The 21,315-nt window shown below is 42.9% G+C and carries 22 protein-coding genes; 10 read left to right on the forward strand and 12 right to left on the reverse strand.

The genetic code is table 11. The features are described from left to right. The first annotated feature begins 410 nt into the window (after positions 1-410). The 3 genes from AXF12_RS11610 to AXF12_RS12415 all read left to right on the forward strand — a co-directional run bounded on the left by AXF12_RS11610 (position 411) and on the right by AXF12_RS12415 (position 2,247). On the forward strand, positions 411-1,004 hold the full coding sequence (locus tag AXF12_RS11610; RefSeq protein WP_066431484.1) for a helix-turn-helix domain-containing protein: 594 nt from the start codon (positions 411-413) through the stop codon (positions 1,002-1,004). Next, on the forward strand, positions 995-1,687 hold the full coding sequence (locus tag AXF12_RS12410; protein WP_082752999.1) for a transposase: 693 nt from the start codon (positions 995-997) through the stop codon (positions 1,685-1,687). Before AXF12_RS11610 ends, AXF12_RS12410 begins: the two co-directional genes overlap by 10 nt. Positions 1,688-1,758: 71 nt before the next feature. Then, the gene (locus tag AXF12_RS12415; RefSeq protein WP_231909895.1) at positions 1,759-2,247 is read left to right on the forward strand and encodes a transposase; all 489 of its coding nucleotides are present in this window, start codon (positions 1,759-1,761) and stop codon (positions 2,245-2,247) included. Here AXF12_RS12415 and AXF12_RS11620 read toward each other — a convergent pair. Genes AXF12_RS11620 through AXF12_RS12605 form a run of 4 tightly spaced genes read right to left on the reverse strand, consistent with a single transcriptional unit; the run spans position 2,237 to position 3,997 of the window. Further along, a complete protein-coding gene (locus AXF12_RS11620) occupies positions 2,237-2,476 on the reverse strand; it encodes a type II restriction endonuclease (protein WP_066431487.1) in 240 nt (79 codons plus the stop codon). The genes AXF12_RS12415 and AXF12_RS11620 overlap by 11 nt on opposite strands. A 58-nt stretch (positions 2,477-2,534) precedes the next feature. Next, entirely contained in the window at positions 2,535-3,347 is an 813-nt protein-coding gene (locus AXF12_RS11625; protein ID WP_143325053.1) for a hypothetical protein, read from the reverse strand. An 18-nt stretch (positions 3,348-3,365) separates the two neighbouring features. Continuing rightward, positions 3,366-3,833 carry a transposase gene (locus AXF12_RS12155; RefSeq protein WP_231909894.1) on the reverse strand — a complete coding sequence of 156 codons (468 nt, stop codon included), beginning with the start codon at positions 3,831-3,833 and terminating at the stop codon, positions 3,366-3,368. Continuing rightward, entirely contained in the window at positions 3,797-3,997 is a 201-nt protein-coding gene (locus AXF12_RS12605) for a transposase (protein WP_317045049.1), read from the reverse strand. The genes AXF12_RS12155 and AXF12_RS12605 overlap by 37 nt, the downstream gene beginning before the upstream one ends. 171 nt (positions 3,998-4,168) lie before the next feature. Between AXF12_RS12605 and AXF12_RS11635 the strand changes: the two genes are divergently transcribed. From AXF12_RS11635 to lipB, 4 genes are all read left to right on the forward strand, one after another. Continuing rightward, positions 4,169-5,167, forward strand: a complete 999-nt coding sequence (locus AXF12_RS11635) for a glycoside hydrolase family protein (protein WP_066431491.1) — start codon at positions 4,169-4,171, stop codon at positions 5,165-5,167. Between the two features lie 24 nt (positions 5,168-5,191). After that, entirely contained in the window at positions 5,192-6,199 is a 1,008-nt protein-coding gene (gene asnA, locus AXF12_RS11640) for an aspartate--ammonia ligase (RefSeq protein ID WP_066431502.1), read from the forward strand. Between the two features lie 61 nt (positions 6,200-6,260). Continuing rightward, on the forward strand, positions 6,261-7,136 hold the full coding sequence (gene ypfJ / locus AXF12_RS11645) for a KPN_02809 family neutral zinc metallopeptidase (RefSeq protein ID WP_016478803.1): 876 nt from the start codon (positions 6,261-6,263) through the stop codon (positions 7,134-7,136). Further along, positions 7,114-7,809: a lipoyl(octanoyl) transferase LipB gene (lipB, locus tag AXF12_RS11650; protein ID WP_066431505.1), complete on the forward strand. Its 696-nt coding sequence runs from the start codon at positions 7,114-7,116 to the stop codon at positions 7,807-7,809. The genes ypfJ and lipB overlap by 23 nt, the downstream gene beginning before the upstream one ends. Before the next feature lie 9 nt (positions 7,810-7,818). Here lipB and AXF12_RS12610 read toward each other — a convergent pair whose 3' ends face one another. The 3 genes from AXF12_RS12610 to pheT all read right to left on the reverse strand — a co-directional run bounded on the left by AXF12_RS12610 (position 7,819) and on the right by pheT (position 11,286). Continuing rightward, positions 7,819-8,211 carry a transposase gene (locus tag AXF12_RS12610; protein ID WP_082753001.1) on the reverse strand — a complete coding sequence of 131 codons (393 nt, stop codon included), beginning with the start codon at positions 8,209-8,211 and terminating at the stop codon, positions 7,819-7,821. A gap of 28 nt (positions 8,212-8,239) precedes the next feature. Beyond that, positions 8,240-8,647, reverse strand: a complete 408-nt coding sequence (locus AXF12_RS12615; protein WP_231909893.1) for a transposase — start codon at positions 8,645-8,647, stop codon at positions 8,240-8,242. A gap of 209 nt (positions 8,648-8,856) precedes the next feature. Then, the gene (pheT, locus tag AXF12_RS11660; protein ID WP_066431508.1) at positions 8,857-11,286 is read right to left on the reverse strand and encodes a phenylalanine--tRNA ligase subunit beta; all 2,430 of its coding nucleotides are present in this window, start codon (positions 11,284-11,286) and stop codon (positions 8,857-8,859) included. 477 nt (positions 11,287-11,763) lie between these two features. On the opposite strand from pheT, the gene AXF12_RS11665 reads away from it, so the two are divergent. Continuing rightward, positions 11,764-12,417 (forward strand): carbonic anhydrase, encoded by a 654-nt coding sequence (locus AXF12_RS11665; RefSeq protein ID WP_066431509.1) that lies wholly within the window; start codon positions 11,764-11,766, stop codon positions 12,415-12,417. Positions 12,418-12,469: 52 nt separating this feature from the next. Here the strand turns inward: AXF12_RS11665 and ribD are convergent, their stop codons facing one another. From ribD to AXF12_RS11685, 4 genes are all read right to left on the reverse strand, one after another. Continuing rightward, the gene (ribD, locus tag AXF12_RS11670) at positions 12,470-13,453 is read right to left on the reverse strand and encodes a bifunctional diaminohydroxyphosphoribosylaminopyrimidine deaminase/5-amino-6-(5-phosphoribosylamino)uracil reductase RibD (protein ID WP_231909892.1); all 984 of its coding nucleotides are present in this window, start codon (positions 13,451-13,453) and stop codon (positions 12,470-12,472) included. A gap of 51 nt (positions 13,454-13,504) precedes the next feature. Then, positions 13,505-14,464: a ribonucleotide-diphosphate reductase subunit beta gene (locus tag AXF12_RS11675; RefSeq protein WP_066431513.1), complete on the reverse strand. Its 960-nt coding sequence runs from the start codon at positions 14,462-14,464 to the stop codon at positions 13,505-13,507. Between the two features lie 118 nt (positions 14,465-14,582). Continuing rightward, positions 14,583-15,200: a 4'-phosphopantetheinyl transferase family protein gene (locus tag AXF12_RS11680; RefSeq protein WP_066431516.1), complete on the reverse strand. Its 618-nt coding sequence runs from the start codon at positions 15,198-15,200 to the stop codon at positions 14,583-14,585. Between the two features lie 537 nt (positions 15,201-15,737). Beyond that, on the reverse strand, positions 15,738-16,715 hold the full coding sequence (locus tag AXF12_RS11685) for a pyruvate dehydrogenase complex E1 component subunit beta (RefSeq protein WP_066431519.1): 978 nt from the start codon (positions 16,713-16,715) through the stop codon (positions 15,738-15,740). A gap of 512 nt (positions 16,716-17,227) precedes the next feature. Here AXF12_RS11685 and smpB point away from each other — a divergent pair. Continuing rightward, positions 17,228-17,689: an SsrA-binding protein SmpB gene (gene smpB, locus AXF12_RS11690; RefSeq protein WP_066431521.1), complete on the forward strand. Its 462-nt coding sequence runs from the start codon at positions 17,228-17,230 to the stop codon at positions 17,687-17,689. A 2-nt stretch (positions 17,690-17,691) separates the two neighbouring features. Further along, entirely contained in the window at positions 17,692-18,174 is a 483-nt protein-coding gene (locus tag AXF12_RS11695; protein ID WP_066431523.1) for an ABC transporter ATPase, read from the forward strand. 75 nt (positions 18,175-18,249) lie between these two features. On the opposite strand, the gene AXF12_RS11700 is transcribed toward AXF12_RS11695, so the two are convergent. Continuing rightward, positions 18,250-21,309: a M12 family metallo-peptidase gene (locus AXF12_RS11700; RefSeq protein WP_143325082.1), complete on the reverse strand. Its 3,060-nt coding sequence runs from the start codon at positions 21,307-21,309 to the stop codon at positions 18,250-18,252. Positions 21,310-21,315: the final 6 nt, after the last annotated feature.

Genomic DNA, 21,315 nt, shown 5'->3' on the forward strand with positions numbered 1-21,315 from the left:
TACAACAACACTCAGCACACTGTGGATATGCACCGAATACGCTCGAGTGTATTCAAGTCGTATTCAGGGCGTCTCCATAGTGTATTCAGTTAACCTCTTACTATCCTATTACTATCTTCTTACCTTTCTATAAGGTCGTAGGTAGGTAGAGTGTCTTGAAGGCGAGGATACTAACTTGTTGATAGCAAGATCGAGAGCTCAGCGCGCTAGCCCTGAAAGCTGAAAGCTGAGCCCTGAAAGCTGAATTTAGAACCTTAAGTTCCATTAAGAAGTGCAATTTTGGGAGCTTTTTCTCGCTGGTTTTTCTCTCTTTTTGCCTTCTAAAAAGAGCAAAAAAAAGAGAGAAAAACTTACATAGAAGTTCCTCTCTCAAAATTAATGTTTACCTTTGCCGAGTAAAAGAAAAAAATATGACAAAAGGTTACAAACACTTAATTTTGGAGCAAAGGTACGCAATTAAAGCGTATATCCAAACAAAACAAACAAATAAATTTATGGCTAATGAGTTAGGCGTCTCAGAATCAACAATTAGCAGAGAGATTAGTAGAAATGGAGGACGTAAAAAATACGCTCCAAGAATAGCTCAGGAGCGAGCGGACTTAAAAAAAGAACGATTGAAAGAAGTGCGAAAGTTTACCCCAGAGGTAGAAAAAATCGTTAGGGATAAGATCTGTAATGAGCAGTGGTCTCCCAAGCAAATTGTAGGTCATTACAAGAATGAGAAATTAAAGAAGAAGACAGGAATAGAAATGGTTTGCGCAGAACGTATCTACCAATTTGTACGTAAGAATAAAGCGGCAGGAGGTGATATATACGAACATATGCGCCATAAACTCAAAAAGAGGGCGCGTCCTGTATCAGGTAAATATGAGGTGATAAAGGATAAGGTTTCGATTGATGAACGTCCAGATGTAGTCAATAATCCCAGATTACGCAGTAGAGAAAAAAGTATTATTTTTGCAGCCGAAATCCAACTGCTGAGCAGTAGAAAAAAATGGCATTAGATTACACGTTATCCTTTACAAATAAGGAAGTTACACCTTGGTGTGGAATGGTTTTTTTGAAGCAAATGTTGCAAAAAATGAACTTTCGCGAGCAAATACAGCAATGCACCTGTATGCCTACCCAAGAATCCAATAATTCCTATAAGCCTGACACCATTTTGGAGAGTTTTATAACAAGTATTTGGTGTGGGGCAAATCGCTTTTTGCACACAGAACAAATCCGTGGTGATAGAGCCCTTTGCAAGATTTTTGACTGGGAGAAAGCACCTGGTCAGGACGTTTATAAGCGCTATTTTAGGAAGTTTACTGAAGAAAATAATAAAGGAACCGCGAAATATTTCTTTAGCTGGCTGTTTCGTGAAATAAACTTTAATTATTTTACTTTGGATATAGATTCAAGTGTAATTCTTCGATATGGAGATCAAGAAGGTGCAGAAGTAGGTTATAATAGTAAAAAATCAGGAAGAAAATCACATCACTCCATAATTGCTTTTGTAAATGACCTAAAATTAGTTGCTAATATACAGCTTAGAAACGGAAAATCAGCAGCTTCAACAGGTTTTAATGAGTTTTTAGATGATACTTTGTCTATTTTTGGAAATAAAAAGGTAGGATTAGTGCGATTGGAGCACGCTTTACCCATCCTATTCAAAAGGCAATCACCGAACAAAAGGCTTGGGTAAATATTGATGAAGGACTTGATATTTGTGATAATTCATATAAAGCTAATGACTGGGAAAAAGAGCGTAGAGTAGTGATTGTCAGAAGAAAACTTGATAAGATTCCCGATGCTATAGGAAAAACATTGAGCTTATTTCCTGAGGATGAACTCTATCGTAATTACAAGTATTCAGCCTATGTAACGAATTTAAATGTAGGGATGACAGAGGTGTGGAAACTATACCGAATGCGAGGTGATGCTGAGAATCGTATTAAAGAGTTAAAGGCTGATTTTGGGGCAGATAGCTTTAATTTAAACAGCTTTTATGGTACAGAAATAGCTTTGATTTTATCGATGTTGTCCTACAATTTGATGTCTATTTTCAGGTTATTTGTACTGCAAGAAAAAACGCAGAGGACTTTATCTACTTTGCGTTTTAGGACATTTAATATTGGAGCATATTTTCAAAGGATTAAAGGTGAACTCAAGTTAGTCATTGCCTTGGTCAAAAGGCGGCGAAAGTGGTTCTCTTCCCTATGGAACTACCCCTTTGAATTGCCTTTGGAAATTTCTACTGCGTAATCTGGGATAAATGAGGAAATATATGTATTTCAAGTATTTTTGATATAATCTTAGTATCTGATGAAATAGTGTAAACATTTTTGTAGATATCAATAAAGCCTTTTACAGACCATTCACCATTCTCTATACTTATTAACTGTACTACTTTTTCAGCAAACTCTTGCAAAAATGCCTTAAATGCAGTCTTGCGCTGTTGTTTTTCTTTAACTGATAATTTCTTCCTATCCATTGTCTTAAAATATATTCTCAACTGCAAAATTACAAAACTTCCTATACTCCACCAAATCCTAAAAACAACTGTAAACCCGCTTCAGTAACACGTCCCGCTCTCCTAATATCAAAAGAACACTCCTTGCCGATGCCCCATCGCCATAGTTGAAATGCAAGATGTATTGCGCATCTCCCTTCTTATAGAGCTTTATATCCTTTGAGGATACGCCTATAAAGTACTTCGTCATAGCATAAGGTACGCTGTAATGCTTCTTGTTGATACTCACCTCCAATCGCTGCATCACCGCCCATCGCTTGTCATACGCGTCTGCCTGCACTCCCTTCTCATCAAAAATAAAAACCTCATCAGTATCCTCGCCTCTTTGCTTAGCTATCTTATAATCACCGAGCCTCAATTGCCCGAATGCTATATCCACTACCGTATGCGCATCTGCAAAGCGCACTCCCTGCTCCGTTCGCCTTGTAGCTTTTATCTGTGGGTAAAGCAACTGCTGCTCATTGCCCAAAAGAAGCTGCCCTGTATCCTCCTTAGCGAGATCTTTATAGATGCATATCGTATCTCTATCAGCACTGCCTTCTTCTTTAATCCGCAACTTTAAGAGTTCGCGCTCGTCCACTGACTTAATCCTATCAGTATGCATCACCCCTACTATTCCACGCAGCGTCTTTACCTTCGTCCACGCCTCTTTTGTTGGTAAATAGAAGAAATACACCCCTTTTGCTACCTTATCTATCACCGCACCGCTATCTGCTGCACGCACATTCACATAGCCATCAGGGTCATTGATCACCCCAATAGCATAATCCTCCAAGGACTGTGCCCAAAGATTGCTAATAAATAAACTGAAAATTATAACGCACTTTTTCAATTATCTTGATAAACGTGTTTAAACTTTTTTGAGGAACTTGGAGATAAACCCTAATAGGAGCATTCCAATCCAAGTTACATCAAGATACTCATATCTCATTATCAAACCTTTATATCCGTAAAGCCAACCATTTGCTTGTTCAATCTTAAACCTATTTTTGTACAATTCTTCATCAAAATAAACATCTGGTTGCTCTCCATTTCGGGGATTAGGTTTAATATTTGCTATAATTTCTTTGCTTTCTAAAAAATCTCTAAGAGACTTACTATCAAATCCTGCATCAGCATTGAGAAACAGACCTTTGTACTCTATTCCTGCTTCTTCTAATAAAGCTAAGATTTCTTTTAGTACTTCTTCTATTTCATATAAGTCATTGTGATTTCCAGCTTTAGGACTTCCCATTGCTATCATTTGCCCTTTATTATCACACAAAAAAATACTATTTGTGGTTACGGCTTTTTTTTCTTGCTTGATAGATTTAACCATATTCGCTGAAAGCTACCGTCTTTACTCCATTTATTGAAGTAGTAATAGACATTTTGCCAAGAGATTTCTCCTTTTTCAAAATAGCTCTCAATTGGAAGTTCTCTCCATTGTACCCCTGTTTTTAACCTCTTGAGAATCAAATAAAAATATTGAAGCCAAATCAAAATTACTTTTAAATCATCTTTTTCCTACCCATAAAAAGGGAATAATCCAATTATTTATTGTATCTTTGCCCAAAATTCCTGAATTTTGGTGTTCTTTTTTTTTCAAACACAAAATTACTAATTTTCGGGAACTTTTATTTTATTATAGGAAAAAGTTTAAACAGCTTCAATATGAAAGGAAAATACTTACTTCTATTTTTCGTTTTACTAATCGCTTGTAAAGACGAAAAATCAAATCCTGAAAACAAAGAACCAAAAGCAGGAGTAGGATTAAGAATTGCTACTGCTTATGGAGCTCCTAATGTGGATAAATGGATTGCTAATGCTAAAGCTATGGGTATTAATTGTATGCGATTGACTGATATGATACAAAAAGATAAAGGTCATTTGCAAGATTTAACCAGTGACCCCGAGCGTAAGTTTGACGAAATGGATAAAAAAGTAGCCAAAATAGTCGCCAGCGGTATGACTTATGTTTTAGATTTATCCTACATACGAAATCAACTCATAAAAGAAGGTATCAACCCTTATTCACCTTCTACCGATTGGACTCCGTATTTAGAAGTTGTTTTAAACAGAACCCCCATAAAGGGATATACTTATAAAAACGACCCTCACCTTGCTTTTATAGCCATAGCAGGCGAGCCTTTTAGTAAATACAGTGATAATCCAATAGAGAAAGCAGGTAATAAAGCTAATCTCATTGCCTTCTATAAACGGTTAGCCCTTCAGTTAAAAAAAATGGGAGTAACTCGTCCTATTTCAGCAGGTGGGTTTCTTCATCAAGGCAAAGACGGCTGGGGTACCGATGCCGATTTAGGTTTTAAAGAAATATGGTCGTTGCCAGAGATTGATATCCCCACCATACACGTATACGACGACGACGCTATTAATAGCATTCCCCAATTAGTTGCCTTTTGCCATAGCATTGGTAAACCTTTGGTTATTGAGGAAACAGGAAAAGAATACAAAGGAAATGATGCTGAGAGAGCCAAATGGTTTGAGAAGATTGCCTCCAAAATTAAAGACTCTCAAGCCTTCCCTGATGGTATAGGTTTGTGGAATATAGGCGAAATGAATGGTTATGATGTTCGTGCCGATGAACACCCTATAACTACCAAAGCAGTACGAGAGCTAATGCTATTAACTCAAAGCAAGCTACTAAATTAACAAACAGCTTATTATCGTCTGATTATGACTATTATTATCCCTAAAAACTACTCAACTCCCTACGGAATAATGGATACCGAGCGAGCTATAAAACTAATCAAAGACTCTTTTGAGCAGGCTTTGGCGCGTGCTTTAAACCTCACACGTATTTCGGCTCCTTTATTTGTGAAGCGTTCCACAGGTCTTAATGATAACCTCAACGGAATAGAACGCCCTGTTAGCTTTGAAATGAAAGATTACAAAGGTGAAGTGATAGAAATTATCCATTCGCTTGCTAAATGGAAACGTTTAGCCCTGAAACGCTATGGTATTAAAGCAGGCGAAGGCATTTATACTGATATGAATGCTATCCGTAGAGATGAAGAATTAGATAATACCCATTCTATTTATGTAGACCAATGGGATTGGGAAAAAGTGATAACTCCCTCTCAGCGCACTTTATCTTATCTCAAACAAACCGTAAAACAGTTATATAATGCCTTTCTTGAAACAGAAGCGATATTAGTAAAAGAATATAACAAGTGTAAGGTTTTTCTACCTCGTGAAGTAACATTCATAAGTTCACAAGAATTAGAAGATATGTATCCTAACTTATCACCTTCTGAACGTGAACATAATTTCACCAAAGAAAAAGGAGCTATTTTTATTACTCAAATAGGCAAAACACTTCTTTCAGGAAAAAAACACGACAATAGAGCCCCCGATTATGACGATTGGGAACTCAATGGCGACCTTATTATTTGGAATCCTTTACTAAACAGCGCTTTAGAACTTTCTTCAATGGGTATTCGAGTAAACGAAGCCTCTCTACATTCTCAACTGAAAACTTCAAAATCAGAAGAACGTGAGAAGTTAGAATATCATCAGATGCTATTACGCGGTGAATTACCCTTAACTATTGGGGGAGGTATCGGTCAATCTCGTATCTGTATGCTACTCTTGCAAAAAGCTCATATCGGTGAAGTACAAGCATCAATATGGACAGATGATATGGTTCAGTTATGCGATAAGAACGGAATTCATTTATTGTAAACGGATATTGTACATATTGAGAAAAGATGTATCTTTGCACCAAAATATAACAAGATAAACTATGAAATGGGAAGGAAGAAGACAAAGTAGCAATGTAGACGATCGTCGCGGAATAAGTGCTAAAGGTGGTCTTATAGCAGGCGGTGGTATCGTAGGTATCATTGTAGTATTGTTACAACTTTTTGGAGGCGAAACAGGACAACAAGTAGCCTCTGTAGTAAATCAAGTAGCAGGTGGTAACCAAACTCAACAAGCGGTAGAACGTGTAGAACTTACTGCCGAACAAAAGAAAATAGGTGAATTTACCGCTACAGTACTCGCCGATACCGAAGATGTATGGGATAAAGTATTTGCTCAAAATGGCTTAGGAACTTATAAGAAACCTACCTTGGTACTCTTTACCGCTAATGTAAATACAGGCTGTGGAACTGCCTCTTCTGCAGTAGGTCCATTCTATTGTCCTGCTGACCAAAAACTCTATATGGATATGGATTTCTTTGAAGAACTCAAAACACGCTTCGGAGCTAAAGGTGGCGATTTTGCTATTGCCTACGTAATGGCACACGAGGTAGGGCATCATATCCAAACGCTTTTAGGCACTTCGCAACAAGTACGCCAAAAACAACAAGGGCTCTCCAAAGCAGCAGCCAATAAATGGTCGGTTGCACAAGAATTACAAGCCGATTTCTATGCGGGAGTATGGGCACATCACAACCAAAAATATTTAGATGCCGACGATATTGACGAAGCTCTTAGTGCGGCTAACGCTGTAGGTGATGATGCTATACAAAAACGTATGCAAGGACACGTAGTACCCGATTCTTTCACTCACGGTACTTCTGAACAACGCAAATACTGGTTTACCAAAGGGTACAATACTGGAGATATCCGTCAGGGTAATATTCAAACTATTTATGAACAAACAAGTAATCGTTAAGGATTTAGGTAATAAAGACTACAAAGAAACGTGGGACTACCAAGAGTCGCTGTTTGAAGAAATAGTCGCACAAAAGACAAATAACAAAGCTAATGGCACAAACTTGCCTACTACTAATTATTTCCTTTTTGTAGAACACCCTCACGTATATACACTTGGCAAAAGCGGTCATATAGAGAATCTGCTCATTGATGAAGAAGGACTAAAAAATAAAGGGGCTACTTTTTACAAAATCAATCGTGGAGGAGATATCACCTACCACGGACCTGGACAGATTGTGGGGTATCCTATCTTAGATTTAGAAAACTTTTTCACCGATATCCACAAGTATTTGCGTTCTTTAGAAGAAGTGATTATCCGTACTCTTTCCGATTATGGTCTCAAAGGCGAACGCAGTGAAGGTGAGACAGGGGTTTGGCTTGATGTAGGAACGCCTTTTGCTCGCAAAATTTGCGCAATGGGAGTCCGTTGTTCTCGTTGGGTAACAATGCACGGTTTTGCCCTAAATGTAAATACTGATTTAGGCTATTTTGATAATATCATCCCTTGTGGTATTCGCGGTAAAGCAGTAACGTCCCTAAATGTAGAATTAGCAAAAGACAAGGTGGATTTACAAGAAGTAAAACAACGTATCCTTACTCATTTTAAAGAAATCTTTGAAGCAACATTATAAAAAACGTGTTTAAACTTTTTTGAGGAACTTGGAGATAAAACCTAATAGGAGCATTCCAATCCAAGTTACATCAAGATACTCATATCTCATTATCAAACCTTTATATCCGTAAAGCCAACCATTTGCTTGTTCAATCTTAAACCTATTTTTGTACAATTCTTCATCAAAATAAACATCTGGTTGCTCTCCATTTCGGGGATTAGGTTTAATATTTGCTATAATTTCTTTGCTTTCTAAAAAATCTCTAAGAGACTTACTATCAAATCCTGCATCAGCATTGAGAAACAGACCTTTGTACTCTATTCCTGCTTCTTCTAATAAAGCTAAGATTTCTTTTAGTACTTCTTCTATTTCATATAAGTCATTGTGATTTCCAGCTTTAGGACTTCCCATTGCTATCATTTGCCCTTTATTATCACACAAAAAAATACTATTTGTGGTTACGGCTTTTTTTTCTTGCTTGATAACCTGTAGATTCTCCTTTTTGGCGACAACGTGTATGACTACCATCCAATTGAACGCAAGACATATCTAATTTTCTTTTCTTCTTGCTTAATAGATTTAACCATACTCGCTGGAAACTACCGTCTTTACTCCATTTATTGAAGTAGTAATAGACATTTTGCCAAGAGATTTCACCTTTTTCAAAATAGCTCACAATTGGAAGTTCTCTCCATTGTACCCCTGTTTTTAACCTTTTGAGAATCAATAAAAATATTGAAGCTAAATCAAAACTACTTTTAAATCCTCTTTTTCCTACACTTAAAAAGGGAATAATCCAATTATTTATTGTATCTTTGCCCAAAGTTCCTGAATTTTGGTGTTCTTTTTTTTGCAAACACAAAATTACTAATTTTCGGGAACTTTTATTTTATTATAAGAAAAAGTTTAAACAGCTTTGATGTAAAAGTTTATATGCGCAAAATAAAACAATAAATATTAATACTGCAAGTTTATTACACCTAAAAATACTACTCTCCCAACCTCTAAAAAAACAGCCCCACCATCGGCAAGGCTATCTCTTCACTATACACTATACATTATACATTACCTAAGCTCTGCCCCGTATTGCTTTTCGTAGGCAGACTGTAGGCGTTCCATAGTCTTCTCTATTTGCTTGTCGGTGAGGGTTTTTTTTTCATCCTGAAGGATAAAGCTCAGTGCATAGCTCTTCTTGCCCACAGGCAGTTTGTTGCCCTCATACACATCAAAGAGGCTCACGCTCCTCAGTATACTCTTCTCTGTGTCAAAAGCCGTGTTGTACAGTGCCTCAAAGCTCACTCCCTCATCGAGCAATAGTGCCAAGTCGCGCCTTACTTCAGGGAATTTAGCAATCTCTCGGTAGGTGATCTTGCTGTCCTTCACCGCCTCCAACACTGCATCCCAGGCCAAAGAGGCAAAGAGCACCTCACTCTTTATATCAAAATCCTTCAATACTTTCTTCTTTACGACTCCCATAAAGCCGAGCGGCACATCGCCCAACACCCAGCGGAACCCTTCCTGTGCGTAAGCCACCGCTTGCTCTAAAGGCTGCACCTTTATACCCTTTAAGCCCAACCGCTCAAAGACTGCCTCCACAGCCCCTTTGAGCCAAAAGAAGTCCGTCTTTTCTGTCTTAGCTGCCCAATGCTCTTCATTGCGATTGCCCGTAGCATAGAGCATCAGCTGTTTGCTTTCGCTGTAAGTACCCTCCGTGAGGTGATAGTTCTTGCCAAACTCAAAGAGCTTTAAATCCGCGCGCTTGTGGTTGTGGTTGTAGGCAATCACCTCGAGTCCTGAGAAGAAGAGGTCTTTGCGCATATACGCCAAGTCGTTGCTCAGTGGATTGAGCACCTTCACTGCCGTCTCTGGGGCTGCCTCATAGCTAGTGATTACCTGCTCAGAGGTCAGGCTGTTGGTCATTATCTCGAAGAACCCCTGGGCAGTGAGCTGCGTGGCTACGATGTTCTGCACATTCAGGTCGTCATACTTCGAGCCGTGCGACATTGTTGCGCTGATCTTGTCTGAGAAGTGAATGTTGTTATAGCCGTAGATGCGCAGTATCTCCTCAATCACGTCAGCCTCGCGCTGTACGTCCACGCGATAGGTAGGGATGAGCAACCCTAAGCCGCGTTCAGTGAGCGAGTTCACCTTTATATCAAACGAGTGCAATATTGCCTTAATCGTATCGCGAGGGATCACCTGTCCGATGAGCTTATCTACCTTCTCAAAGGTGAGAAATACTTGAAACTCTTGTAACTTCCTCGGGTAGAAATCCACCACATCTGAGGAAATCACCCCACCAGCGATGTTCTCAATGAGCACTGCGGCATACATCAAGGCATATTTGCAGTCCTCAATATTGATACCGCGCTCAAAGCGATACGAAGCATCCGTACTCAAGCCCTGACGCTTTGCCGTCTTGCGTACGCTGATAGGGTCAAAGTACGCACTTTCTAAAAAGACGTTGCGCGTAGAGTGGCTTACCCCGCTATCCTTTCCGCCCATTACCCCTGCAATGCACAGTGGCTGTTCGGCATCGTATATCATTATATCCTCACTGCTGAGCGTGCGCACCACTCCGTCAAGCGTGGTAAACTGCTGCCCCTCAGTGGCGTTCTTCACTACTATTTTGCGCCCGATGATGTGGTCGGCATCAAAGGCGTGCAGTGGTTGTCCGAGTCCGTGGAGCACGTAGTTGGTAGCGTCCACCACATTGTTCTTTGGGGTGATACCGATAGCGCGCAGCTTATTCTGTAACCACGCGGGCGAGTCGCCCACGCGCACATTGCTAATGGTTACCCCTGTATAGCGCGGCACGAGCTTTCGGTCGGTTACCTCAATATCCACCTTGCCCGAGCGGTTGTCGACGTGAAACTTGGTTACCGAGGGGGTGATGAGTTCCAATTGTGTACCCCTTTGTGCCAAGCCCGCCCGTAGGTCGCGTGCCACACCATAGTGGCTCATCGCATCGGCGCGGTTAGGCGTCAAGCCGATTTCAAACACCTCATCGGTTGCTATGGCAAATACCTCGCTACAAGGGGTGCCTACCGCCCATTTGGCATCGAGCACCATAATGCCCTCGTGGCTCTCGCCTAAGCCCAACTCATCCTCGGCGCAGATCATTCCAAAGCTATCCTCGCCGCGCAGTTTGCCTTTCTTTATTTCAAACGGTTTGTCTTCCTTGTCGTAGAGCACTGTTCCGATAGTAGCCACAGGCACTTTCTGCCCCTTAGCTACATTCGGTGCCCCACAAACGATTTGCAGTGGAGCCTCACCCCCTACGTTCACCTTCGTTACTTTGAGTTTGTCGGCATTAGGGTGTTGCTCACATTCGAGCACCTCGCCTACCACCACGCCACGCAGTCCCCCGCGCACGCTTTCATAAGCCTCAACACCCTCAACCTCAAGCCCTAAGTCGGTGAGCAGCGTAGCCACCTCTTCCGAAGGCATATCCACCTTCACGTATTCCTTTAACCAATTGAATGAAATCTTCATAATTTGTGATTTGTTCTTTGCACAATTTTTCAGGGGGCAAAGGTACGACTTTTTTAGCAATTGGAAAAAATAAAATGAGAAAAAAGAAATTCAGGACGTAGAAATTGAGCCATTGACAATCAAATTAAGTTAGATTTCCCCAACAGAAAAATATTCCAAAGCAGAGATAAAGCAAGGTTAATGCATAGATAAAGCAAAGATAATGCAAGGATAATTATCTAAAAATCGACTATTGTAAAACTGTAAAAACGAAAATTATTAGAAAAATAAACTAAATAAGATTTAGGAAATAGAAAATAGAAATTAGAAAAGTAATACAAAATTACGCTCTACTCATTGCTCATTATTCATTAATTCGTATCTTTGCCCCGAATAACTAACCGCTAATCCCTAACCCCTAACCCCTAATCCCTAACCCCTAATCCCTAACCCCTAATCACTAATCACTAACCCCTAATCCCTAACCCCTAAATTACAATGGACTCTTACAAACAGATTTTTGAAAATAACCGCCTATGGGTGGAGCGCCGCAAAGGTGAGGACGCCGATTTCTTTAAGAAATTAGCCAAAGACCAGAACCCTGATTATCTCTATATCGGTTGTTCCGATAGTCGCGTGTCAGCGGAGGAAATGATGGGCTTAGGTCCTGGTGAGGTGTTTGTGCACCGCAACATCGCCAATGTGGTCAATACCTTGGATATGAGTTCCACCGCTGTGATTCAGTACGCCGTGGAGCATCTGCGTGTAAAGCACATTATTGTGTGTGGGCATTACGATTGCGGAGGTGTAAAAGCAGCGATGCAAGCCAAGGACTACGGACTGCTCAACCCTTGGTTGCGCACTATCCGCGATGTCTATCGCCTGCACCAAGATGAACTCGACTCCTTCACCGACCCACATCAACGTTCGCGCCGTTTGGTGGAGCTCAATGTGCAGGAACAGTGTCTGAATGTGGTGAAAATGGCAGTAATACAAGAGAGCTACTTAGAGAGTAAGTACCCCATCGTGCACGGCTGGGTGTTCGACATCAAAACGGGGCGTCTTATCGACCTGAATATCAATTTTGACCATATCCTCCACACCATTCAGAAAATCTACGACCTCACAGGCGAGCCTTGGCATCATAATTAAATTAGGAAAGGTGAGCAAAAGCTCAGCTTTCCTATCTATATCATTTTTACATTTATTCCTTTCGTTTATACCTCAACAACCTATCCTCCTCAAAGTGCTGTACACCCTTCAACACAGCCTCTTTCAGAATAGGGGCAGCAACGCCCGCACCAAAGGTCGGTTTGCCTATAAAGCGCAGCACCTCATCCCATAGCCCCGCATCGATGAACTCTTGCAGCACCTGCCGCCCACCTTCCACAATAAGGCTCTGCACGCCTCGCTCATACAGCACTTTACAAAGCTGCTCAGCAGTGATATGCCCTACCCATAAGGTTTCAGCTTGGTCGTCGTGTAGTGCGTAATTCTCAGGCACTTGAGTTTCCTCACCCAGCACCACTCGCAAAGGATTACTGCCATACCAATCGCGTGTCGTCAGACTGGGGTTGTCCTTGAGCACCGTATTCAGCCCCACAGCGATTGCCATCTCCTCAGCGCGCAACTTATGGGCGTATTGCCGTGCCAAACTACCCGTAATCCACACAGGAGCAATACATTCTTTGTCAGCTGGAGCTATAAAACCATCGACTGTCTCTGCCCATTTCAAGATGATATAAGGGCGGCGCCGCTGATGATAGGTGAAAAACCGCTTGTTGAGCTCTCGACAAGCCTCCTCCTCTACCCCTACCACTACCTCGCAGCCCGCTGCACGCAACTTCTCAATGCCGCGCCCCGCTACTTTGGCAAAAGGATCGACTGTGCCAATCACTACCTTAGGGATACCACTTTCAATGATAAGGTCAGCACAAGGTGGCGTCTTCCCAAAATGGCTACAAGGTTCCAAACTCACATAGAGCGTACTCTTGCCCAGCAGCGACTTATCGCGCACTGAGGCAATAGCCCTCACCTCAGCGTGTGGTTCACCAGCACGTTGGTGCCACCCCTCACCTATTACCTTACCTTTATAAACAACAACACTACCCACCAGAGGATTCGGGTAGGTAGTGCCAAGTCCGTTACAAGCCAACGCTATACAGCGCTTCATATAATGCTCATCCATAGACGTAAGTTTATTCTATTGACCTAAAAGCTAAAAGCTCATTGCTAAAAACTAAAACAAGTCATTCTCACTAATGCTCTTATCGTGCTTCGTGTAAGCCGTAGGTCGCTTAGCAAAGAAGTCATCAAGCTCATTGCTAAATACCTCTTCCTCAAACCACATCATCGGTTGCGCCTCCTCTGCGGTAACGTTAAAAGGCTTGCCTAAGCCCAATTGTGTGAGCGAGTCGTCCAAACGAAAACGCATATAGTTGGACAAGTCCTTCTTGCTGAAGAACGAAATCTCACCTTGCTCAAAAATCCAATCAAGCATCTTGTCCTCTAAGGTGATGTAGTTCCTAATAAACTCAGTGGCATCTTCCTTAGCCTTCTCACGCATATCGGGGTTTTCCTCAAAGATTTTCTTTAAGATGTAAATCCCCGCATTGGCGTGTAGCTGCTCATCTACTGAGGTCCACGCAATGATGTTCGCCACATTCTTCAAATAACCCTTAAAGCGCGTAAACGATAAGATGGTCGCAAACTGACTGAACAGCGACGCATTCTCAATAATGAGCGTAAAGAATAGGATACGCTCCATCGCATTCTCGCGGTTCTTTGCCAAATACTCCTTGAGCACAGCACTGCGCTCCTTAAAGATAGGCACCTCCAAAAGATTTTCGAACTCATTGTTATAGCCGAGCACCTCCAAAAGCCGCGCATAAGCCTCGCTGTGGCGAAACTCACACTCAGCAAAAGTAGCCCCCAACCCATTAAATTCAGGCTTAGGAAAGAGGTCGTATAGGTCGCCCCAAAAGGTCTTCACCGACACCTCTACCTGTGCAATACCTAAAAGTGCCCGCTTCACAGCCTCTTTCTCCGTGGGTGATAAGTTCGACTTAAAGTCCTGTATATCGGCAGTAAATTCTACCTCCGAATGCACCCAAAACGATTTGTGCATTGCATTTACAAACTCCATAACCTCCGGATACTCAAAGGGTTTGTAATTCTCGCGTTTATCAAAAATTCCCATTTTAATGATATGATTTATGTGTTAATTGAGGTGCGAAAGTACGACCTTTTTTCGTCATAGCCAAATAAAAAAACGATAATTTTCCCCTAAATTTCCTAATGATAAGATTACTAAGTCTTTAAGAAACCGCCTCGCAATACGCCACCACAAAATCCGCCTCTGCACTAAAATACACCGAGTAACGCTGCCCTTCAATGTTGAGGTAAGTATGCTCAGCTGCCATAGCAAAGTCGCTGACAGTGATGTCGTTAAGGGTAATCGTAGGGTTACCGTGCACCTTAAAGCCCGCTTCCTTAGCCGACCAAATCTGTGTGAGATGCCGCACCACCTCCGCTTGCGATAGCCCCTTATCACACCACTGCCAAGGGGTAAACTTAGGGGCTATGCGCACAATCTTCTCCCGCAGCCGCTCTATATCCAAGCCCATAGGCTCATCACTCAGCAGCACCCCTACCCTATCAAACGAATGACTGATAGAAATATGCCGCCCATCAGCAAGATAAGGCTTACCGTGCGAATCGTAATACAGGCTTTCAGGTGCATACCCCAAGCCTCTGAGCAACTGTCGCACCGCCAGAAAACTCTTCCGTGCCGCCTCCGCCCGCAAAGCACTGAGCTGTCCCTGCTGCGTTTCTGTCAGTACTAAGCCCTCCCTGAGCTGCACCTCACTCTCAGTTACCTGCCATAAGTGCAGCTGTGTATGTGCGTTAATGTCTATTCGCTTTTGTAAAGGCATTTAATTTAATTTGTATTTATTAAACTTGTTTAAACTTTATCTTGTTTAGCACTCTCTGACGGCATTGGAGGCGTGGCTGAGATAGTCAAGCGAGGGCACACAGCTTGAGTATGTCACATAGGAACGAGCGTTGAAAATCTCTACTGTCTGAGCGACCGCAGGGAGCGAGTTTAGAGATTTTCAGCGAGAGACGTTGATTTTCTCGCCTAAGCATCCAAAGCCTTGAATTTTTGGTTCTTTTGTTTCAAGACAAAAGAACATCAATTATAAGTTATATAGGAAATCAATTATATAAAAGTTTAAATAGATTTATTATCAAATTCATCTCTAAAGCTGAAAGAACTGACCTATGTGAGTACAAACACCATTGAACTTTCCCCGTTAAAGAGGGACGTCCACAGAGCTCGAGGTTATAACAATTACAGAGGTTTTCAACAGCAAAGAAACTAAAAAGAATTACAGAAAAAAGAAATCCCTGTAAAGGCGCAAACCCTCACAGAGACCTCTTAGTTATAATCCTTAAAAATGAAGAAGTTCTTATTTATAAAGCACCTTTTTTACCGCCTTGACTACATCCTCAGCATTAGGCAAGAACTCTTTCAAGAGCTCAGCAGAATAAGGCGCTGGCGTATCCGTAGTGGTAATGCGCTGTACAGGAGCATCTAAATAATCAAAGATATGCTCTTGCACTTGATACGTAATTTCCGAAGAAACACTCGCAAAAGGCCACGCCTCTTCCAAGATCACCAAGCGGTTCGTCTTCTTCACAGAGTTGAACACAGTCTCAAAATCCAGAGGACGTACAGTGCGCAAGTCAATCACCTCACATTCAATACCTTCCTTAGCTAAATCCTCAGCAGCTTTAAGCGCTTCTTTGATAATCTTACCAAACGACACGATAGTCACATCGCTACCCGCACGCTTGATATCTGCCACCCCGATAGGGATAGTGTACTCTTCCTCAGGCACTTCACCTTTGTCACCGTACATCTGTTCCGACTCCATAAAAATCACTGGGTCGTTATCGCGAATAGCCGACTTGAGCAAGCCCTTAGCATCGTACGGCGTCGAAGGCACAATCACCTTAAGACCAGGACAATTAGCGTACCAGTTCTCAAAAGCCTGTGAGTGTGTAGCTGCCAACTGACCCGCAGAGGCTGTCGGACCACGGAACACAATCGGAATATCAAATTGCCCACCCGACATCTGGCGCATCTTAGCCGCGTTATTGATAATCTGGTCAATAGCCACCAGCGAAAAGTTAAACGTCATAAACTCCACTATAGGGCGACAACCATTCATCGCAGCCCCTACTGAAATACCCGCAAAGCCCGACTCAGCAATAGGCGTATCAATAATACGCTTCGGACCAAACTCATCAAGCATCCCCTTAGAGGCCTTATAAGCCCCATTGTATTCAGCAACCTCCTCACCTATTAAGTAAATAGACTCGTCGCGGCGCATTTCCTCGCTCATTGCCTCGCAAACAGCTTCTCTAAATTGTATCGTTCTCATCTCTTATTATGAAATATTTATCTCTTTGTGTTTTTAATTTGAAAGCACAAAGGTACACATATTTATCAAAATAACTACATTTTTAAACATTATTTTTATGAAAAATTACACAATTTACTGTCTATCAATGTATTAAAATTGATAAAAAACGAACCTTACACCGCCATACAAGCCATTTTTCACCTATTTTCTCCACAGAAAAACCCCTCCCATAGCGATACAGCCCCCTAAAAGAAAAAATTACCATCCGAACCACTATCGAACCTCCTTCGAAGGACGATCGAACCATTACCGAAGCACAAAGCCATAAAACCCGAATTTCTCAAAACTACCTAACAGCTTCTTTGTAGAAAAATTCACTATAAAACAAACATTCCTCAGCTTTCTGACAAGGAAATTCTGAGGTCTTACCCCCTCTCTAAAGACGTTCCTCACAGCTCCCATTCCCCTTCTAAAATAAAAAATAAACCCTCAGTGCTTTGTAATTCGCCCTTTATTCTTACCTTTGCACTATGATTCAAAAAAATATAAACATACTCAACAAGCGCGCCAAGTTTGAATACGAGATACTTAGCAAGTACACTGCGGGTATTGTGCTGGCAGGTACCGAGATAAAATCCATCCGACAGGGCAAAGCCTCCATCGCCGAAAGCTTCTGTGAGTTCAACGATCGTGGTGAGCTCTACGCTATCAACACCACCATTGAGGAGTACGCCTTTGGCACACATTACAACCATCGCCCCAAAAGCGAACGCAAACTCCTACTGCAAAAGCGCGAGTTGCGAAAGCTCAACAAGGAAGTGCGCAACACGGGGCTCACCATAGTGCCCCTGCGCCTCTACATCAACGAGAAAGGTTTAGCCAAGATGGAAATAGCCTTAGTACGTGGTAAAAAACTATATGACAAGCGCGAAACCATTAAGGACCGCGACAACAAGCGCAACTTAGACCGTATTAAAAAACTAAAAGGATAACTATGTACGTAGATTTTAACGAATTACCAGAGAACGCTCGCGTGTGGATTTACCAAAGCCCTCGCAGCTTCACCCCCACCGAACAAGAAGAAATAGCCGATAAGCTACAAGACTATCTCGATGAGTGGACAGCCCACGGAAGCCAGCTCTTGGCTTCATTCCAGTTGCGTTACAACCGCTTCATCATCATAGGCGCTAACCAAGACGTACACGCCGTTTCAGGCTGCTCACTCGACGCCTTAGTGCGCTTCATACAGCAGCTCGGCGCCGAATACAACGTCGACCTACTCGACCGTATGAACGTTAGCTACCGCCAAGGTGAACACATCGCCTACAAGCCCCTCACCGACTTCAAAAAGATGGTAAAAGACAAAGCTGTATCGGCACAAACCATCGTATTCAACAACTTAGTAAACGACAAATCAGAGTACGAGCAATACTGGGAAGTGCCTATGGCAGAAAGCTGGCACAACCGATTTTTATAAATAGAAACACATAAACGACAGCGGGGAGGTTTCATGAGTGAAGCCTCCCTGCTATTATTTAAGTCGTAATAAGCTCTATTTCACAAATAAATATCCCTTGTCGATCTTTACATCACCATTGAGTTGATAGCGGATCACATAAAAATAAGTCCCTGAAGGCACGTAAGCACTGTGTGAGATAACACCACTGACATTAGCTTTTCCTCTAAAGAAAGCCCCGTGCTCGCCATAGTGGTCAGAAGAGTACACCTTTATGCCCATCTCATTGAATATCTGTACACTGATGGGAGCATCCGCATCAGTACCTTCAATGCGGAAGTAGTTCTCAGCATCTACGGTTGAAACTACGTTGTAAATTGTCACTGTCGTAGGGGTAACACTATGAGTTGGTGGTACCATAGGAGGCTTAGGCATTGGTGTTACTGGGGGCTCAGGCTGTAGCACAGGGGGTGTAACGGGTGGTTGTGGTGTAGGAGGCGTTACAGGAGGCTGTGGCATAGGTGGGGTGGGATTGGGCTCAGGGGTGGGATTGGCCTTAGGAGGTTTTTCACCACAAAGCCCTTTTACGGTGATGCGTTGTGTGTAGGAGACTTGGGCTCCACAGACATCGGTGGCGATATAATCGCGCAGCAATACGTATCCCTCTTGGCCTGTGGGGTGTTCTATCCTATCCTCAGTGATGATGCGTATGGGCTTACAGCCTCCTCGGGTTGCCATTGAAGCCTCTATGGGGATATCTGCGGGGCAATCCACTTCTATATCGGGCGGGAAATAAGCAAAGAAGCTCAGAGGCGCTACTTTTTGTCCTGTTATGGTGATGATTTGCTCGTGGGTGGCGGTGTTGCCACAGGCATCAGTGGCCTCCCAGTGGTAGGTTACTTTATCGGCTTCGCGCTTTTCGGTAGCCTTTACGGTTACCTCTCCGCTCACTAAATCGTGGGCTGTGAGGGTAGCTTGTGGGGGTACGTTAGCCATTTCGGGCACTTTGATATTTTCGGGGAAGGTGTCAAAAAGCGGTGGGCGATCGTCATATACTGTAATGGTTTGCTTGTGGGTGAGGGTTGTCGCGGCATCGCTTACGGTGTAAATACGCTCGAAGTGATAACGACCTGGGCAATCGCCTTGTACGATGGGCAAATCCTCAGCATTTTGTGTGATATTACCTTGCCCTCCTATGGTCTGTAAGGTAGCTTTTTGTGGTATGCTCTCGGCACGATCGACAGTGATATTTTTGGGGAGATCGCCGATGAGTTGCAGTGGAATAGCGGCAGCGGGGTCGGGTGTGATGGTAAACCCTCCGCCATCGCTGGAGCGGTAGCGCGTCAGGGCGTAGGCGATATGCCCAATGACTTCTATTTTAATAACGCCACCTCGCAACAGTTTACTGTAGTTGGGATAAGCTACCTTGTCAATAGCTACGTTGGGAAGTTGCACCTGAGCGTGGCCATTGTTGGGTAGTTCTTCGGCTAAGATATATTTGAAGCTCGCACCCATATCGTCAGAAAGGGTTATACGCACCTTGCTATCCTTACCAAAGATCGCTGGGTCTACACTCCAACGCAGGTCGATACGTGCGCCCCCTTGGTAGTTTTCTGCAATAGAACTTGTTATCTGAAAGGGAGTGCCCTCACGCACTTGCACTTTGGTTTCGTAAGCGTCGTACATCACAGGGTGATTGGGGTCGGCAGGGTTGTGGTCGGAGACTGCCAGCCAGAAGGTATAATCGCCTTTGAAGCCTGCAGGGTGGGTGTAACGATCTCCACTTTCGGGGTTATTGTAATAGGTAGTTTGATAGCAAATTAGCGGGTTGTTGCTCATTTTAGCAGGGAGGAATCGCGCGTTAGGGGCATCGAGTCCTTTGCGAATATCTGCCTGATGTGCCATATATTTCAGGGTGTTGCCATCAACATCACTGGCTTGGAGATGAAAAGCAAAGAAGGTGTTCACAGGAATCGTATAGACCTTTTGCAAAGAAGATTTGTCCAACACAGGCGGGTGATTCGTGCTCTTTACGCCATAGACAAGGTCGTTGTGTCCTTCGGTCTGTATGCCTGCTTTGGTAGTGCGTTCCTTATCGGTGTAATACGCCATATAAGTGTCTAATGACCGCCTTATTATATAGATAGAAGGCAGGGAGAAGAAATCGCGAGGGTAGTCTTTGCCATAGCTCATCACAGAGTTGCCCAAATCGGGTTCTGTTTTATCGCTACTGATTTTGTCAAAAGCAGGGTTGGCATAGGTATGCGTAGCACCAAAAGCGTGCCCGATTTCGTGGGCTATGGTCATCGGATGAGGGCGACTCCATATACAACCCTTGATATTGTTATTATACGCTCCATAAGGGAATGCCAAACCCGACATACCGCCTTTGGCATTGGTAATGATAACCGCAAGGTCGTATTTCTTTCGGCTGATAATCTTATCGAGGGCGCACGTGCCTTCATCTACTACATAGTCAGCCTTTTTTGTAGTACTAAAAAGCTCTTCTTTTTTATTTTTACGTATGAATACCTCATCGGTAAGCACTTCGAATTTTACACCAATATCGCGGCTATACAGCTCGTTGAGCAGTGCCTCTTGATTCATCCAAAAGGCTTTGACTTGCGATATATCGCTGCTGAAACGAGTGGTGAAATAGCTGTAGTCTATCACCAAGGCTAAGCGGTAGGTGCGTAGCACGCCATCGCTGTATATAAGGGCACCTTTATCTACTGAATTGATAGGTGCTACAGGGTCGTAATTCGTGGTAAAGTGGTTGTCTTCTGCCCCTCTGGCGTTCAGGTCGCGGCGTTTTCTGCTTTTGGTTGTGGTGTGTTTAGCAGCTACCGTTGTCTCTACCCCACAACGGTCTTCTTGGTTTATGGCTTGCACTTTCAGCCATCCCGCCACGTCTGTGCTAAGGCTGTACGATGTATCACTCCATTGTAAATACCCTGATAGAACGTTCTTAGGCGTGAACGAGAGCGCACCAACCATAGTGTTATTATGGTAAGCGACAAAGGTATGTATGCCCTCCGTTTGGGCTAATGAAGTGGTGCGCTCTTGCCATAGTAGGGGAGGAGTCTTCTCTCCTTGGTATAGCGGTACAGCCCACTGTGTAGTATGGCTGTTAAATAGACGCGTTATATCCGCCACAGGTTG

The organism is Capnocytophaga haemolytica, from assembly GCF_001553545.1.
Taxonomy (GTDB): Bacteria; Bacteroidota; Bacteroidia; order Flavobacteriales; family Flavobacteriaceae; genus Capnocytophaga; species Capnocytophaga haemolytica.

Coding starts and splice junctions, on each gene's coding strand:
- AXF12_RS11695 (WP_066431523.1), top strand. CDS start 17,692: ATGTACGTAGATTTTAACGAATTACCAGAGAACGCTCGCGTGTGGATT.
- AXF12_RS11685 (WP_066431519.1), bottom strand. CDS start 16,715: ATGAGAACGATACAATTTAGAGAAGCTGTTTGCGAGGCAATGAGCGAG.
- AXF12_RS11635 (WP_066431491.1), top strand. CDS start 4,169: ATGAAAGGAAAATACTTACTTCTATTTTTCGTTTTACTAATCGCTTGT.
- pheT (WP_066431508.1), bottom strand. CDS start 11,286: ATGAAGATTTCATTCAATTGGTTAAAGGAATACGTGAAGGTGGATATG.
- AXF12_RS12610 (WP_082753001.1), bottom strand. CDS start 8,211: ATGATAGCAATGGGAAGTCCTAAAGCTGGAAATCACAATGACTTATAT.
- AXF12_RS11620 (WP_066431487.1), bottom strand. CDS start 2,476: ATGGATAGGAAGAAATTATCAGTTAAAGAAAAACAACAGCGCAAGACT.
- smpB (WP_066431521.1), top strand. CDS start 17,228: ATGATTCAAAAAAATATAAACATACTCAACAAGCGCGCCAAGTTTGAA.
- AXF12_RS11680 (WP_066431516.1), bottom strand. CDS start 15,200: ATGCCTTTACAAAAGCGAATAGACATTAACGCACATACACAGCTGCAC.
- ypfJ (WP_016478803.1), top strand. CDS start 6,261: ATGAAATGGGAAGGAAGAAGACAAAGTAGCAATGTAGACGATCGTCGC.
- lipB (WP_066431505.1), top strand. CDS start 7,114: ATGAACAAACAAGTAATCGTTAAGGATTTAGGTAATAAAGACTACAAA.
- AXF12_RS11675 (WP_066431513.1), bottom strand. CDS start 14,464: ATGGGAATTTTTGATAAACGCGAGAATTACAAACCCTTTGAGTATCCG.
- AXF12_RS12410 (WP_082752999.1), top strand. CDS start 995: ATGGCATTAGATTACACGTTATCCTTTACAAATAAGGAAGTTACACCT.
- asnA (WP_066431502.1), top strand. CDS start 5,192: ATGACTATTATTATCCCTAAAAACTACTCAACTCCCTACGGAATAATG.
- AXF12_RS11610 (WP_066431484.1), top strand. CDS start 411: ATGACAAAAGGTTACAAACACTTAATTTTGGAGCAAAGGTACGCAATT.
- AXF12_RS11665 (WP_066431509.1), top strand. CDS start 11,764: ATGGACTCTTACAAACAGATTTTTGAAAATAACCGCCTATGGGTGGAG.
- ribD (WP_231909892.1), bottom strand. CDS start 13,453: ATGGATGAGCATTATATGAAGCGCTGTATAGCGTTGGCTTGTAACGGA.
- AXF12_RS12155 (WP_231909894.1), bottom strand. CDS start 3,833: ATGGTTAAATCTATCAAGCAAGAAAAAAAAGCCGTAACCACAAATAGT.